Raw genomic sequence first — 12,544 nt, 5'->3', positions numbered from 1 at the left:
CAGGCCGCGTCAACGAGAAGGAAAACGAAGGGAAGGGGCGCGCGCGGCGGCCGCCGCGCGCGCCGTCACGCGCGCGGGCTCAGCGCTTGAGCGCCTGCTGCCACTGCTTGAGGAACGCGAGGCGCTTCGACTGGTCGAGATAGACGAGCAGGCCCGAGCCGATCTGGATCGGCCTGAGCGCGTCGCCCAACTCCTTCGCGAGACTCGTCATCGACGTCTCGCCCGACACGTCCGCGCGGATCGAGTACAGGTTCGCCTGGTTCGCGATCAGCGTCTGGCCGCGCTTCGAAAGCAGATAGTCGACCCACAGCTTCGCCGCGTTCGGATGCTGCGCCTGCCTGGAGATCGTCACGAGGCGGCTCACGACGAGCGTGTAGTCCTTCGGCAGCACGTAGCCGATCGATTTGTCCTTCTTCGCCTTCGCGTATGCATACGAGCCGATGATGTTGTAGCCGACGAGGTTCTCGCCCGACGAGATCCGCTCCATCATCGCGCCCGTGCTCGACTGCAGCTTCGGGCCCGCCGCGCCGATCGCGCGCACGAGCTCCCACGTGACCTTTTCGTTCACGTGCGCGTCCTGCGTCAGATAGTTGAAGCCGACGCCCGATTTCTCGATGTCGTAGGTCGTCACCTTGCCCTTGAACTTCTCGGGCTGCGACTGCAGCAGCCTGATCAGGTCGGCGCGCGTCTTCGGCACGTCGTGCTCGGGAATCAGCCGCTTGTTGTAGACGATCGCGAGCGGCTCGTAGGTCGTGCCGTAAGCCAGCTTCTGGTACTGCGCCCATTGCGGCACGTGCGGCGTCTCGGGCGAATCGTACGCGGCCATCAGCCCGTCGTTGACCAGCTTCACCTGGAGGTCCATCGCCGAGTTCCACAGCACGTCGGCGCTCGCGCTTTTCGCGGCGCTTTCACTGACGTAACGGTTGTAAAGCTCGGTGCTGTTCATGTCGTTGTATTCGACCTTCACGCCGTACAGGCTTTCGAAATCCTTGATGAGCGGGCGCACGAGCGCGGTGTCGGTCGTCGAGTAGACGACGAGCTTGCCTTCCTGCTTCGCGGCGTCGATCACGTGTTGGTAATTACCCGGATAGCCGGCCGGGACCTGTGCGCAGACAGTGCTTGCGGCGACGAAAAGAACGGCGGCGATGCCGGCTGGTGCGTGATGCATGTCTTCCTCCAGTTGCGTCTTTGTTCGGTTCGAGTGACGCGGATGGTAAGCGGTGCGCACTTTCAGCGTGCTTTCATTTTTCGTCACAATCGCTTTCTTTCGATTATGGATTTCCCGAGGTTTTGCTTAATGCGCGTGCTGCTCGTCGAAGACAACCCGATCCTCGCGCAGTCGCTCGCCGACGCGCTTTCCTCCGCGCGCTTCGCGGTCGACCACATGGCGGACGGCGAGGCCGCCGATCACGTGCTGCACACGCAGGACTACGCGCTCGTGATTCTCGATCTGGGGCTGCCGAAGCTCGACGGCCTCGAAGTGCTGCGGCGGCTGCGCGCGCGGCGCAACCCGGTGCCCGTGCTGATCCTCACCGCGCACGGCTCGGTGGAGGACCGCGTGCGCGGGCTCGATCTCGGCGCGGACGACTATCTCGCGAAGCCGTTCGAGCTGACCGAGCTCGAGGCGCGCGCCCGCGCGCTGATCCGGCGCAGCCTCGGGCACGAGCACGGGCGCGTCGAATGCGGGCCGCTCGCGTTCGACAGCGTCGACCGGAGCTTTCGTCTGAACAATGACGCGCTCGCGCTGACGCCGCGCGAGCGCTCGGTGCTCGAGGTGCTGATCCTGCGCAACGGCCGCGCGATCAACAAGGAGACGCTGTCGGAGAAGATCTTCGGGCTCGACGAATCGGTGAACGCCGACGCGATCGAGATCTACGTGCACCGGCTGCGCAAGAAGCTCGAGGGCAGCGGCGTCGCGATCGTCACGCTGCGCGGGCTCGGCTATCTGCTCGAGGCGCAGCCGTCGTGACGCGGCTCAATCTGCGCGCGCAGGTCGCGCTATGGCTGCTGCTGCCGTTCCTCGGGCTGCTCGCGCTCGATTCGTGGCTCACGTACCAGCGCGCGATGAACGCCGCGCACGTCGCGTTCGATCGCACGCTCGCGTCGTCGCTGAAGTCGATCCGCGAGGGCGTGCGGCTCGTCGGCGGCGAGGTGGAGGTCGATCTGCCGTATCTCGCGCTCGAGATGTTCGAGTCGAACGACGGCGGCAAGATCTACTACCTGATCCGCGGCGACGACGGCCGCGCGATCACCGGCTACCGCGATCTGCCGATGCCGGGCGCGGCGGCGGGCGCGCCGCTCTACGCGACGGCGTTCTACGACGCCGTCTATCGCGGCGAGCAGTTGCGGATGGCCGCGCTGCGGCTGCCCGTGCACGACGTGCCGAGCGCGCAGACGCGCGTCGTCTGGGTGATGGTCGGCGAGACGATCGAGGCGCGGCAGGCGCTCGCGCGCGAGATCCTCGTCGGCTCGCTGCTGCAGGAGGGCCTGCTCGTCGTGCTCGCGCTCGGCATCGTGTGGCTCGGCGTCGGGCGCGGGCTGCGGCCGCTGAACCGGCTGTCGGCGAAGGTCGCCGCGCGCGCGGAGGACGACCCGACGCCGCTCGAGACGCTCGGGCTGCCGAGCGAGGTCGCGCCGCTCGTCGAATCGATCAACCAGTACGTCGCGCGCACGCAGCGCATGCAGGTCGCGCGGCGGCGCTTCTTCGCCGACGCCGCGCACCAGTTGAAGACGCCGCTCGCGGCCGCGCAGGCGGGCGTCGAGCTCGCGCTGCGGCCCGCCGAGCGCGAGCGCGTGAACGTGCATCTGCGGCGCGTGAACGGCGCGGTGCGGCAGGCGGCGAAGATCGTCCAGCAGTTGCTGTCGCTGTCGCGGCTCGAATCGGATGTCGCGCCGGCGATCGAGCGCAAGCCGGTCGCGCTCGCGAAGCTCGCGCGCAGCGTGACGCTCGACTGGTCGGGCGTCGCCCGCGCGCGCGGCATCGATCTCGGCTTCGAAGCGCACGCGGGCGTCGACGTGATGGGGCGCGCGGATCTGCTCGGCGAGCTCGTCGGCAATCTGATCGACAACGCGATCCGCTACGCGGGCGACGGCGCGGTGATCACGGTGCGGGTCGCGCGCGACGGCGCGCTCGCGCGGCTCGAAGTGATCGACAACGGGCCGGGGATCGCACCCGACGAGCGCGACGCGGTGTTCGAGCGCTTCTACCGGAGCCACGCGACGCTCGCGGTCGAGGGGACGGGGCTCGGGCTGTCGATCGTGCGCGAGATCGCGCGCGTGCACCGGGGGGCGGTCGAGCTGGACGAGGCGGACACCGCGGGCGAGCGCAACGAGGGCGGCGCGGGCCGCAGGAGCGGCGAGGCGGACGAGGGGCGGGCGACCGAGCATTCGGCGCGCGGCCGCGGGCTCGTCGTGCGCGTCACGCTGCCGGCTCTCGCGGCGTGAACGCCCGGCGTCACGCCCGGCGGCCGACAGTCGCGCGCCGGCTGGCGCGAGCGCAACGGCGGCGGTGCGTGCCGCCGCATGTCTCACGCATGCGCGCGACGTGCGCGGATCGATCGCAGGTCAATCGCCGAATGCGATCTCCGCGTCGACCGATTGCCCGACTTCCAGAAACGCGCCTTCGCCGTTCACGACGATCGCGTTCTTGCCGAACGTCAGCGCGCCGCCGAACTGCGCGCTGCCGCGATAGACGCTCATCGTGTCGGTCGGCTCGTTCGGCCACGCGGGGTCCGGCGCGCCCGTGCGCTGGTCGATCGTCGGCACCGGGCAGCGCGTGCACAGCTTCACGAGGCTCAGGCGCACGCCGCCGCCGTCCGTCTGCACGTCGAGGTAGTCGACGTAGTCTTCCTCGTATGCGTCGAGGCCCGCCAGCACGACGTTCGGGCGGAAGCGGTTGATCGGCACCGCGCTCGCGCCCTTGCGGCGCAGCCGCGCGTTCAGGTCGTCGAGCGACGACTGGCCGACGACGAGGATCGGAAAGCCGTCCGCGAACTGCGCGTACGACGTGAACGCGCCCGTCCACTTCGCGCCGACCACGCGCCGCGCATCGGGCGCGAAGCGCGCGAGCCGCGCGGGCGCGCCGAGGAAATCGCTGAACCAGCGCGCCGCGTGCGCGCCGGTGTCGAGGGCGCTCACGGTGTCGCGCCAGATGGTTGCCGCGAGCGGCTCGGCGCCCGCGAGCGCCGACGCCGCGAGCGGCGTGCGCAGCTCGGGCATCCCCGGCGCGGTGACGACGAGCTCGCGCTCGCCGATCGCCGTGCGCACGAGCGCGAGCCGCGGATGCGTGCGCTGCGTGATCATCGCGCCCGCCGGATCGGTGACCATCCAGTTGCGGTCGTATTCGAGGCCCGTGACGAGCAACTGTGCGCGAATGGTCGCAATGCCCGCACAGGACTTGATCGGATAGACGAAAAGTTCGCTGATGACTGGCATGGCGCGCTCGGGCCGGGGGGCCGGTACGGATTGGAAAAATGGCGGCGGAACCGTGATTCTGCCAGATTGCCCGTGTCCGCAACCGCTGGCGTCCGAGCGCGTCCACTTCGCGCCGAGCGGATCGCGGCCATTGCGCATCCGATGGCGGCGCAATCCGTCACGCGCCGCGCGCGAGCGGGAAGCCGCGATCGAACGTCGGCCGCACGTCGAGCGGGCGCTTCAGCAGCCCCGCCTTCAGGTAGAAGTCCGCGGTGCGCTGCTGCTCGGCGACGATCGTTCCGTCGATCGGCAGCCATTGCGTGCGCCGCCGCTCGAACTGCAGGCGCGCGGCGGCGGGCGGAATGCCGATGATCCGCGCGAGCGTCGCCGAATAGGTGTCGACGTGCCGATACGACCACGCTTGCGCACGCGCGGCCCGCTGCAGGAAGTCGCGCAGCACGTCGCGCTTCGCGGCGATCGCGGCGTCGGTCGCCGCGAGGTAGCTGAGGCCCGACCACAGGCCGCGCCCGTCGACGAGCACGCGCGCGCGGCCGCTCGTTTGCGCGAGCGCGGTGTACGGCTCCCAGGTCGCCCATGCGTCGACCGAGCCGCTCGCGAGCGCGAGCATCGTGTCGGCGGGCGGCAGGAAGCGGAATTCGACGTCGGCGGGTGCGAGGCCCGCCGCGTCGAGCGCCTTCAGCGTGACGAAATGGCCGATCGAGCCGCGCGTCGTGCCGATGCGCTTGCCCTTCAGATCGGCCGCGCCGCGCAGCGGCGCGTCGGGCGCGACGACGATCGCGGTGCCGTACGGGTCCGAGCGGTTCGCGCCGATCACCTTGACGCGCGCGCCGGAGGCGAGCGCAAAGATCACCGGGGCGTCGCCGATCGGGCCGCAATCGACGGCGCCGGCGTTCAGCGCTTCGGCGAGCGGCGCGGCGGCGGGGAACTCGGTCCATTGGATGTCGTAGGGTATGCCCGTGAGCGCGTCCGCCGCTTCGAGCAGCGCGCGCACGCCGCCTTTCTGGTCGCCGGCTTTCAGCAGCGGGCGGGCGCCCGCCTGCGCGCGGGCGGCGAGCGGCGCGGCGAGCGCGGTTGCGGCGGCGTGCGCGAGGAAGCGTCGGCGGGTGGGGTTGGGTGTCGAGGTCATCGGCGTGTCGGGGGTGTGGGCCGTGCGTGGCGGCGGAGCGGGCGGCGGACGGGCGATGCCGATCGCGCCGGGCGAGTTGCGCATGACGTTCGGCGCGATCGCGGCGTTCGGGGCGCCGGCGTGCTGCGCGGCGCGATGTGCGCGATCGATTGCGATTCGGGTGGCGGCGGATTGGTCCGGAATGCGCCGCCGCGGCGATGTCTTTCGTGTTCTCGGTTCATTCGGCGGGTTCGATTAGCTGTGGAAGCGTTTGATTTGCTCGAAACGCTCGAATCATTCGATTCGCGCGGCGGTTCGTTTCGATCGCCGCACGTTGCGCATTCGCCCGGCGCGTCAATGGATGAACCCGCCTCGCACGTCGCGCACGGGCTGCGCATCGATGCGCAGCAGGAGCGCGGTCAGCGCGTCGCCGCCGCGCGTGGGCGGCGGCGACGGCCGGCCTGGCGAACGCGCCGGCGCGCACAGCAGATCCGCGTCGCGCCAGCCGCGCTCGCCGGGCCGCGCCGCCGCGCGCAGCCAGCCGTCGCGGTCGGCGAGCAGTTGCGCGCCGGCGAACGCTCGTGGCGCGATGCCCGCGAGCGCGGCGAACGTGTCCCATGCGCCGGGCGTCGCCGCGACGCAAGCCGCGCGACCGACTGCGTTCGCCGCCGCGGGCGAACCGCCGTCGCGCGTGACGAGCAGCGTCTGCCAGCGCGCGTCTTCGACGGGCGGCGCGCCCCGCTCGCCGAGCGCGACGACACGCACGCGCTGTCCGCTGCGCCATTGCGCGAGCGGCTGCGGCGAGCCGCCCGCGCAGCGCACGTCGAGCGCGGGCAGCCGCACCGGCAGCGGCCAGCCGTCGCCACTCTGCGCGCCGCCGCGCGCGGCGAGCACGTTCAGGTAGTCGAGCACGGCCCAGACGTCGTCGTCCGACAGCCGGCCCGCGAAACCCGGCATCGTCGGCGCGCCGCGCGCGTCGCGCATGCCGGCGACCACGCGCCAGAACAGCTCGCCGTCGACGCGGCGGCCGAGCAGCGGGCCGACGACGGTCGGCGGCCAGCGTTCGAGCGTGCGCGCGAGCGGACCGTCGCCGCGGCCGTCCGCGCCGTGGCACGCGGCGCAGTGCGCAGCATAGAGCCGTGCGCCGCGCACGGCCGACGCGACCGAGAACGGCTCGGGGCGCGTGTGGAAGCTGGTCGGCACGGCGTCGGCGAGCCATAGCGACGGCGCGGGCCACGGCGCGCACGCGGCCGACAGCGCGGCGATCGCGAGCAGGGGCGCGCGCCGCCGGCGTCGAGCGAGCGCGACGATCACGATCAGCAGCGCCGCGGCGGTCATCGCGAGCGCCGCGGCGAGCGCACGCGCGACGCCGAGATCGAGCCGCAGCGTCTCGGCGGCGACGCGCCGCGCCCACGGCCAAGCGGGCTGGCCGTGCGTGTCCGCCGCGATGCCGAGCGCATGCGCCGCGTGCAGCAGCGCGAGCTCGGCCGCGCGCAGCGCACTCAGCAGCGCGTTCAGCCACGATTCGGCGGGCAGCGCGTTCATCGCTTCGTCGGCGAACGGAATGCGCGATGCCGCGCGCGCGTCGCACCCTGCGCGCGGACCCGGCGCGGCGGCCGAATTGAGGGTTTCGCTGCCGTCGGCTTCGCTGTCGTCGGTCCTGCTGCAATCGTCACCATCGCCGTCACGCCGTCACCGCCGCCTACCAGTCCGCATCGAGCCCGAGGTGCCATAGCGCCTCGCGCCGCAGCTCGGCGAGATGCGGATCGCCGCGATGTCGCGGATAAGGCAGCGCGACGCGCAGCTCCGCGACGATGCGCGCAGGCCGCGGCCCGAACACGATCACGCGTTGCGCGAGAAAGAGCGCCTCCTCGACGTCGTGCGTGACGAGCAGCGCGGAGAACCGCGCGCGCCGCCACAGCGCGGCGAGCTCGGCCTGCATCGCGAGCCGCGTCAGCGAGTCGAGCTTGCCGAGCGGCTCGTCGAGCACGAGCAGTTGCGGATCGTTGACGAGCGCCCGTGCGAGCGCGACGCGCTGCGCCATTCCGCCCGACAACTGATGCGGAAACGCGTCGGCGAATTCGCTCAGGCCGACGCGCGCGAGCGCGTCGTCGACGCGGCCGCGCTCGCGGGCGAGCACGCCGCGCGCCTGCAGCCCGAGCGCGACGTTCGCGCGCACGCGCCGCCACGGATACAGCGTCGGGTCCTGGAACACGACGATCCGCGACGGATCGGGCCGCCTGATCGGCGCGCCGTTCTGCAGGAGCGCGCCTTGCGTCGCCGCGTCGAGGCCCGCGACGAGCCGCAGCAGCGTCGATTTTCCGCAGCCGCTCGGGCCCAGCAGCGCGACGAACTCGCCGGGCGCGACCGACAGCGTGACGTCGTCGAGCACCTGCAGCGGCCCGCCCGGCGTGTCGAACCAGTGGCTCACGCGCCGCACGTCGATGCGCGCGCCGCCGGGCGCGTCGGTGGCTGCTTCGATGGCCGCCGTTTCCGCCGCCGCGTTCGCGGAGATCTCGCCGCGGGTGCCGGCCGTCCGCGCGGCCATCGCGTCGTTCACCATTTGACGGTTCCTTTCTGCCACGCGAGCGCCCGGTCGCGCACCGCGAACAGCAGCGTGATGAGTCCGGAGAACAGCAGGGCCATCACGATGAGCGCCGCGTACATGTTGACGTACGATGCCCAGCCCTGCGCCCAGCTCAGATACCAGCCGAGGCCCGATTTGACGCCCATCATCTCGGCCGTGACGAGCACCGTGAACGACGCGCTCAGGCCCATGAATAGACCGACGAACACCTGCGGCAGCGCGGCCGGAATCGCGACGCGCAGCACGAGAAAGCGCGCGTTCGCGCCGAGCGTGCGCGCGACGTCGTAATACGCTTTGTTCACGCCCGCGACGCCGGACCACGTGAGCACCGCGACCGGAAAGCCTGTCGCGAGCGCGATCAGGAACGCGGCGGCCGAATAGCTCGACGGGAAGAAGTAGAACGTGAGCGGCAGCAGCGCGGTGGCGGGCACGGGGCCCAGCACGCGCAGCACCGGATGCACCCAGTAGCCGATGCGCCGCGACCAGCCGATCGAGGCGCCGACCAGAAAGCCCGTGAGCGCGCCGTACGCGTTGCCGATGCCGAGCAGCTTCAGCGTGTTGCCGGCGCTGCCGGCGAGGCGCGGCCAGTCGTCGACATACACCTCGATCAGCGCTTGCGGCGGCGCGAAGAACGGCGTCGGCAGCAGCGCGGTTTTGGCGGTCAGGATCTCCCACGCGGCGAGACCGAGCGGCAGCGCGACGAGCCACGGTCCCGCGCGCCGCAGCGTCGCGAGCCGGGCGGCGGCGCGCGAGTCGGGCGCGGCGCGCGCGAATGCGCTCAGCGCCGCGACCGCGGCCAGCGCGGCGGCGAGCGCCCATGCGGCGACGCCGGTCTCGTCGGTGTACGCCCAGTCGGCGAAGCCGACGATCCGGTTCGGCCACAGCCGCGCGATCGCGCCGAACGCGAGCCACGCGACGGCCGCGACGAAGCCGGTGCGCCACGGCGCGGCTGTGCCCGCGCGCGGCGTGATGGCGTCGCTCGCCGCCGCGCACGCGCCGCAGGCGGAGACGGGCGCGCGAGCGCCGTCGACGGCGGCCGGCGGCGCCGCGGACGATGCGTGTCGGAGCGTTGCCATCGGCTTCACCCCAGCACGTTCGCATAGACCTGCTGCGCGAAGCGCTGCGGGTCCGTCGATTTCCTGATCACGCCGATCCGGCGGAAGTCGTCCGCGTAGAACGCGATCTCGCTTTGCAGATCGACGTTCGTCGGATGATGCGTGTACGTGAGCGTCGCGTACAGCTTGCGCAGGTCTTCCGGATCTATCTTCGGCGAATACTTCGCGAACACCTTCGCCGATTCGTTCGGATTCTCGTGTGTGTAGTCGGTCGCCTGCACGATCGCGCGCGCGAGCGCGGCGGCGGCCGGCCGGTCGTTGCGCACGAGCGCGCCGCGCGCGCCGATCACGCAGCACACCTTGCGCGCATATTCGCCGGTCAGGTTCGTCGCGAGTTCCGCGTACTTGCCGCCGCTGCGCTTTTCGAGCAGATAGAGGTTCGGGTCGCCGTCGGCGATCGCGTGGATCTCGCCCTTGTCGACCGCGACACCGAGCAGGTCGGCCGGATACTGCCGCCACGTGACGTCGCGCTCCGGATCGATGTCGTGCTTCGCGAGCAGGATCGAGAAGAAGTGCTTGCCGGGCGCGGCGAGGTCGCTCACGCCGACTGTCCTGCCCTTGAGCGCCGCGAGCGACGTGACGCCCGCCGCCTTCGCGCCGACGAGCCGCACGCAGCCGCCGTGCGAGCTGCCGATGATCTTCACGTCGAAGCCCGCTTCGAGCGGCTTCAACCACCTGTGGATCATGCCGACCGCGGCGTCGGCCTTGCCGGTCGCGATCGATTCGAGCAACTGGTCGGTCGAGCCGCTGTAGTTGATCAGGTCGACCGACAGGCCGTTCTTCTCGAAGAAGCCGAGTTCCTTCGCGACGACGATCGGCGTGAGGCAGAACGCGTTCTGGTTCCACGCGAACGTGAGCTTCCTGAGCGGCGGCGCGGACCAGACCTTGCGGCCGAGCGTCAGCGCCGGCGCGGCGAGCGCGGCCGCGCCCGCCGCGCGCAGCAGCGTGCGGCGGCTCGATGCGGGCGGCGCGGGCGCATGGGCGGGCGTGCCGCCAGCGGGCGCGGCGTCGGGCGAGAGGGCGTCGGGGGCGTCGGGGGCGTCGGGGGCGCGTGTCATGACGAAGATCTCCAGATGGGGCGAATGAGGTGAGCGGCGGCCGTGCGTCGAGCGCGCTCAGTCGAGCAGGTCGGGCTCGTCGGCGACGAGCGCCGCGTACAGGCTCTCGAACGCGTGCAGCGCGCCTTCCGGGCCGCCGATCTGGCCGTGCGTATGGCGCGCGGTGGCCGCGTCGATCGGGCGCGGCGCGCCCGCGGCCTCGGCGAGCAACTGCGTGTGCGCGGCGTTATCGAGCGCGATGTACCACCACGCGGCCGCCTCGACGCTCGGCCCGGCGGTGAGGATGCCGTGGTTGCGCAGGATCACGCCTTTCACGGTGCCGCCGCCGTCCGGCTTCGCGAGCGCGCGGGCGATCCGCTCGCCTTCGCTCGTGTCGACGACCATGCCGGTGAAGTCGTCGAACAGCGCGTGATCCTCGAAGAACACGCAGGCGTCCTGCGTCAGCGGATCGAGCGGGCGGCCGAGCGTCGACCATGCCTTGCCGTGCGTCGAATGCGTGTGCGCGGCCGCGACGACGTGCGGATGCGCGTCGTGGATCGCCGCGTGGATCGCGAACGCGGCCTGGTTGAGCGGCCGCTCGCCGATCACGGTTTCGCCGCGGCCATTGACGAGCAGCAGGTCCGACACCTTGATCCGCGAGAAATGCACGCCGAGCGGGTTGACCCAGAAGTGGTCGGTCAGCTCGGGGTCGCGCGCGGTGATATGGCCGGCGAGGCCGAGATCGAAGCCATGCCGCGCGAACAGCCGGAATGCGCCGGCGAGCCGCTCGCGCCGATGCCGGCGCTGCGCATCGGCGCCGATGCGCGGCGCGGGCGGATCGAACCAGAATTTCCGCTGCGGATGCGGATTGAGCGTGAGACCGGACGCGGGGCGAGTTTCGGCGGACAGGATGGCGGACATGGCGGTGGGGGCTCGGGGAACTGGTTGGCTGACCGGCTGATCGACGACGTGCCCGATCGCCGGCGGCGCGCGGGACGAACCTGGGCGGCGCTCAAGCAACCTTGCGGGCCGCGTCGCGCGCGGCGACGAGCGCGCGCACGCGCGGGATCAGCTCGCGGCCGTAATCGATCGCGTCGTCGAGCGGATCGAAGCCGCGGATCAGGAACGTCGTGACGCCGAGGTCGTAGTAATCGGCGAGCGCGTCGGCGACCTGCTCGGGCGTGCCGACGAGCGCAGTCGAATTCGAGCGCGCGCCCGTGAGCGTCGCGATCTCGGTCCACAGCCGCTTGTCGACGCGCGCGCCGTGCGCGGCCGCGGCGAGCAGCCGCCGCGCGCCTTCGCTCTGCTGCGGGCTGCCGGCGCCGAGCCCGGCCGCGTCGCGCAGCCGCCGCGTCTCGCCGAGAATCCGGTGCGCGCGCGCCCACGCCGCATCCTCGGTCGCGGCGAGGATCGGGCGGAACGACACCGAGAAGCGCACCTGCCGGCCGTGCGCGGCCGCCGCGGCGCGCACGCGCGCCGTCAGCTCGCGCACCTGGTCGAGTGATTCGCCCCACAGCGCGTAGACGTCCGCGTGCTTGCCGGCCACCGCGAGCGCCGCCTCCGACGCGCCGCCGAAATACACGGGCACGTGCGGCTTCTGCGCGGGCTTCACTTCCGAATGGGCCTGCCTGAAGCGGTAGTGAACGCCTTCGTGATCGAACGGGCGATCCTCGGTCCAGATCCGGCGCAGGATGCCCAGATACTCATCGGTGCGCGCGTAGCGCGCGTCGTGGTCGAGAAAATCGCCGTCGCGCTGCTGCTCGTCGTCGGAGCCGCCGGAGATGAAGTGGACCGCGAGGCGGCCGCCGCTGAACTGGTCGAGCGTCGCGATCTGGCGCGCGGCGAGCGTGGGCGCGGTGAAGCCTGGGCGGTGGGCGAGCATGAAGTGAATGCGCTCGGTGACGGCCGCCGCGTACGAGATCGTCAGCGTCGCCGATGGTCCCGTCGAATGATGCGGCACGAGGATGCGATCGAAGCCGGCGCGCTCGTGCGCCTGCGCGAACGTGCGGACATAGTCGCGGTCGACCGCGTTGCCGGTCGGCGGATGGATCTCCGACTGCTTCTGACTCTGGATCATGCCGATGATCTCGACGCTCATCTGGGTCTCCGATGCGGGTTGCCCGGCCGCGGCCGGGCGGTTCGATGCCGGCCCGGCGCGCGCCGGAAAAAGCGTGCGCGCGGCGGGACTCTGGAGCGCAGATTACCGCCGGGATCATGCAACGGATAAATAATAAATCCCGGAAACCATATCGCATTTGCATGGTTT

General features: G+C 71.5%; 13 protein-coding genes. 4 read left to right on the top strand and 9 right to left on the bottom strand.

What is annotated here, in order from left to right; all coding sequences use genetic code 11:
- Positions 1 to 79 precede the first annotated feature (79 nt).
- The gene (locus AQ610_RS27270) at positions 80 to 1,168 is read right to left on the bottom strand and encodes an ABC transporter substrate-binding protein (protein WP_009914609.1); all 1,089 of its coding nucleotides are present in this window, start codon (positions 1,166 to 1,168) and stop codon (positions 80 to 82) included.
- Positions 1,169 to 1,297: 129 nt separating this feature from the next.
- On the opposite strand from AQ610_RS27270, the gene AQ610_RS27265 reads away from it, so the two are divergent.
- Together AQ610_RS27265 and AQ610_RS27260 are read left to right on the top strand one after the other, a co-directional pair.
- Entirely contained in the window at positions 1,298 to 1,969 is a 672-nt protein-coding gene (locus tag AQ610_RS27265; protein WP_006027641.1) for a response regulator, read from the top strand.
- On the top strand, positions 1,966 to 3,444 hold the full coding sequence (locus tag AQ610_RS27260) for a sensor histidine kinase (protein WP_006027640.1): 1,479 nt from the start codon (positions 1,966 to 1,968) through the stop codon (positions 3,442 to 3,444). Before AQ610_RS27265 ends, AQ610_RS27260 begins: the two co-directional genes overlap by 4 nt.
- Before the next feature lie 120 nt (positions 3,445 to 3,564).
- Here the strand turns inward: AQ610_RS27260 and AQ610_RS27255 are convergent, their stop codons facing one another.
- Both AQ610_RS27255 and AQ610_RS27250 read right to left on the bottom strand, forming a co-directional pair.
- A complete protein-coding gene (locus AQ610_RS27255) occupies positions 3,565 to 4,434 on the bottom strand; it encodes an MOSC domain-containing protein (protein ID WP_006027639.1) in 870 nt (289 codons plus the stop codon).
- A 157-nt stretch (positions 4,435 to 4,591) separates the two neighbouring features.
- A complete protein-coding gene (locus tag AQ610_RS27250; protein WP_043282885.1) occupies positions 4,592 to 5,560 on the bottom strand; it encodes an ABC transporter substrate-binding protein in 969 nt (322 codons plus the stop codon).
- On the opposite strand from AQ610_RS27250, the gene AQ610_RS36525 reads away from it, so the two are divergent.
- Positions 5,544 to 5,798, top strand: a complete 255-nt coding sequence (locus AQ610_RS36525; RefSeq protein WP_144411876.1) for a hypothetical protein — start codon at positions 5,544 to 5,546, stop codon at positions 5,796 to 5,798. The two genes, AQ610_RS27250 and AQ610_RS36525, sit on opposite strands and share 17 nt — an antisense overlap.
- A gap of 95 nt (positions 5,799 to 5,893) precedes the next feature.
- Here AQ610_RS36525 and AQ610_RS27245 read toward each other — a convergent pair whose 3' ends face one another.
- The 6 genes from AQ610_RS27245 to AQ610_RS27220 form a co-directional block, all read right to left on the bottom strand.
- Positions 5,894 to 7,084, bottom strand: a complete 1,191-nt coding sequence (locus AQ610_RS27245; RefSeq protein ID WP_006027637.1) for a c-type cytochrome — start codon at positions 7,082 to 7,084, stop codon at positions 5,894 to 5,896.
- Between the two features lie 157 nt (positions 7,085 to 7,241).
- Complete coding sequence (locus AQ610_RS27240; protein WP_045554791.1) at positions 7,242 to 8,087, bottom strand: ABC transporter ATP-binding protein; 846 nt, start codon at positions 8,085 to 8,087, stop codon at positions 7,242 to 7,244.
- 8 nt (positions 8,088 to 8,095) lie between these two features.
- On the bottom strand, positions 8,096 to 9,202 hold the full coding sequence (locus AQ610_RS27235) for an ABC transporter permease (RefSeq protein WP_043282883.1): 1,107 nt from the start codon (positions 9,200 to 9,202) through the stop codon (positions 8,096 to 8,098).
- Positions 9,203 to 9,207: 5 nt separating this feature from the next.
- Positions 9,208 to 10,299, bottom strand: a complete 1,092-nt coding sequence (locus AQ610_RS27230; RefSeq protein ID WP_006027634.1) for an ABC transporter substrate-binding protein — start codon at positions 10,297 to 10,299, stop codon at positions 9,208 to 9,210.
- Between the two features lie 57 nt (positions 10,300 to 10,356).
- Positions 10,357 to 11,199 (bottom strand): class II aldolase/adducin family protein, encoded by an 843-nt coding sequence (locus tag AQ610_RS27225; protein ID WP_006027633.1) that lies wholly within the window; start codon positions 11,197 to 11,199, stop codon positions 10,357 to 10,359.
- Between the two features lie 91 nt (positions 11,200 to 11,290).
- Positions 11,291 to 12,376 (bottom strand): LLM class flavin-dependent oxidoreductase, encoded by a 1,086-nt coding sequence (locus tag AQ610_RS27220; protein ID WP_006027632.1) that lies wholly within the window; start codon positions 12,374 to 12,376, stop codon positions 11,291 to 11,293.
- Here AQ610_RS27220 and AQ610_RS36520 point away from each other — a divergent pair.
- On the top strand, positions 12,360 to 12,509 hold the full coding sequence (locus AQ610_RS36520) for a hypothetical protein (RefSeq protein WP_156436742.1): 150 nt from the start codon (positions 12,360 to 12,362) through the stop codon (positions 12,507 to 12,509). The two genes, AQ610_RS27220 and AQ610_RS36520, sit on opposite strands and share 17 nt — an antisense overlap.
- Positions 12,510 to 12,544 lie beyond the last annotated feature (35 nt).

This window comes from Burkholderia humptydooensis, assembly GCF_001513745.1.
Lineage (GTDB): Bacteria > Pseudomonadota > Gammaproteobacteria > Burkholderiales > Burkholderiaceae > Burkholderia > Burkholderia humptydooensis.
The sequence above is the reverse complement of the archived record's forward strand: the minus strand, read 5'-3'. Positions and strand labels throughout refer to the sequence as shown.

Excerpts from the sequence above, each read along its gene's own strand:
- AQ610_RS27225 (WP_006027633.1), bottom strand. The coding sequence starts at position 11,199 with ATGTCCGCCATCCTGTCCGCCGAAACTCGCCCCGCGTCCGGTCTCACG.
- AQ610_RS36520 (WP_156436742.1), top strand. The coding sequence starts at position 12,360 with ATGATCTCGACGCTCATCTGGGTCTCCGATGCGGGTTGCCCGGCCGCG.
- AQ610_RS27235 (WP_043282883.1), bottom strand. The coding sequence starts at position 9,202 with ATGGCAACGCTCCGACACGCATCGTCCGCGGCGCCGCCGGCCGCCGTC.
- AQ610_RS27265 (WP_006027641.1), top strand. The coding sequence starts at position 1,298 with ATGCGCGTGCTGCTCGTCGAAGACAACCCGATCCTCGCGCAGTCGCTC.
- AQ610_RS27220 (WP_006027632.1), bottom strand. The coding sequence starts at position 12,376 with ATGAGCGTCGAGATCATCGGCATGATCCAGAGTCAGAAGCAGTCGGAG.
- AQ610_RS27270 (WP_009914609.1), bottom strand. The coding sequence starts at position 1,168 with ATGCATCACGCACCAGCCGGCATCGCCGCCGTTCTTTTCGTCGCCGCA.
- AQ610_RS27230 (WP_006027634.1), bottom strand. The coding sequence starts at position 10,299 with ATGACACGCGCCCCCGACGCCCCCGACGCCCCCGACGCCCTCTCGCCC.
- AQ610_RS27245 (WP_006027637.1), bottom strand. The coding sequence starts at position 7,084 with ATGAACGCGCTGCCCGCCGAATCGTGGCTGAACGCGCTGCTGAGTGCG.
- AQ610_RS27255 (WP_006027639.1), bottom strand. The coding sequence starts at position 4,434 with ATGCCAGTCATCAGCGAACTTTTCGTCTATCCGATCAAGTCCTGTGCG.
- AQ610_RS27240 (WP_045554791.1), bottom strand. The coding sequence starts at position 8,087 with ATGGCCGCGCGGACGGCCGGCACCCGCGGCGAGATCTCCGCGAACGCG.
- AQ610_RS27250 (WP_043282885.1), bottom strand. The coding sequence starts at position 5,560 with ATGACCTCGACACCCAACCCCACCCGCCGACGCTTCCTCGCGCACGCC.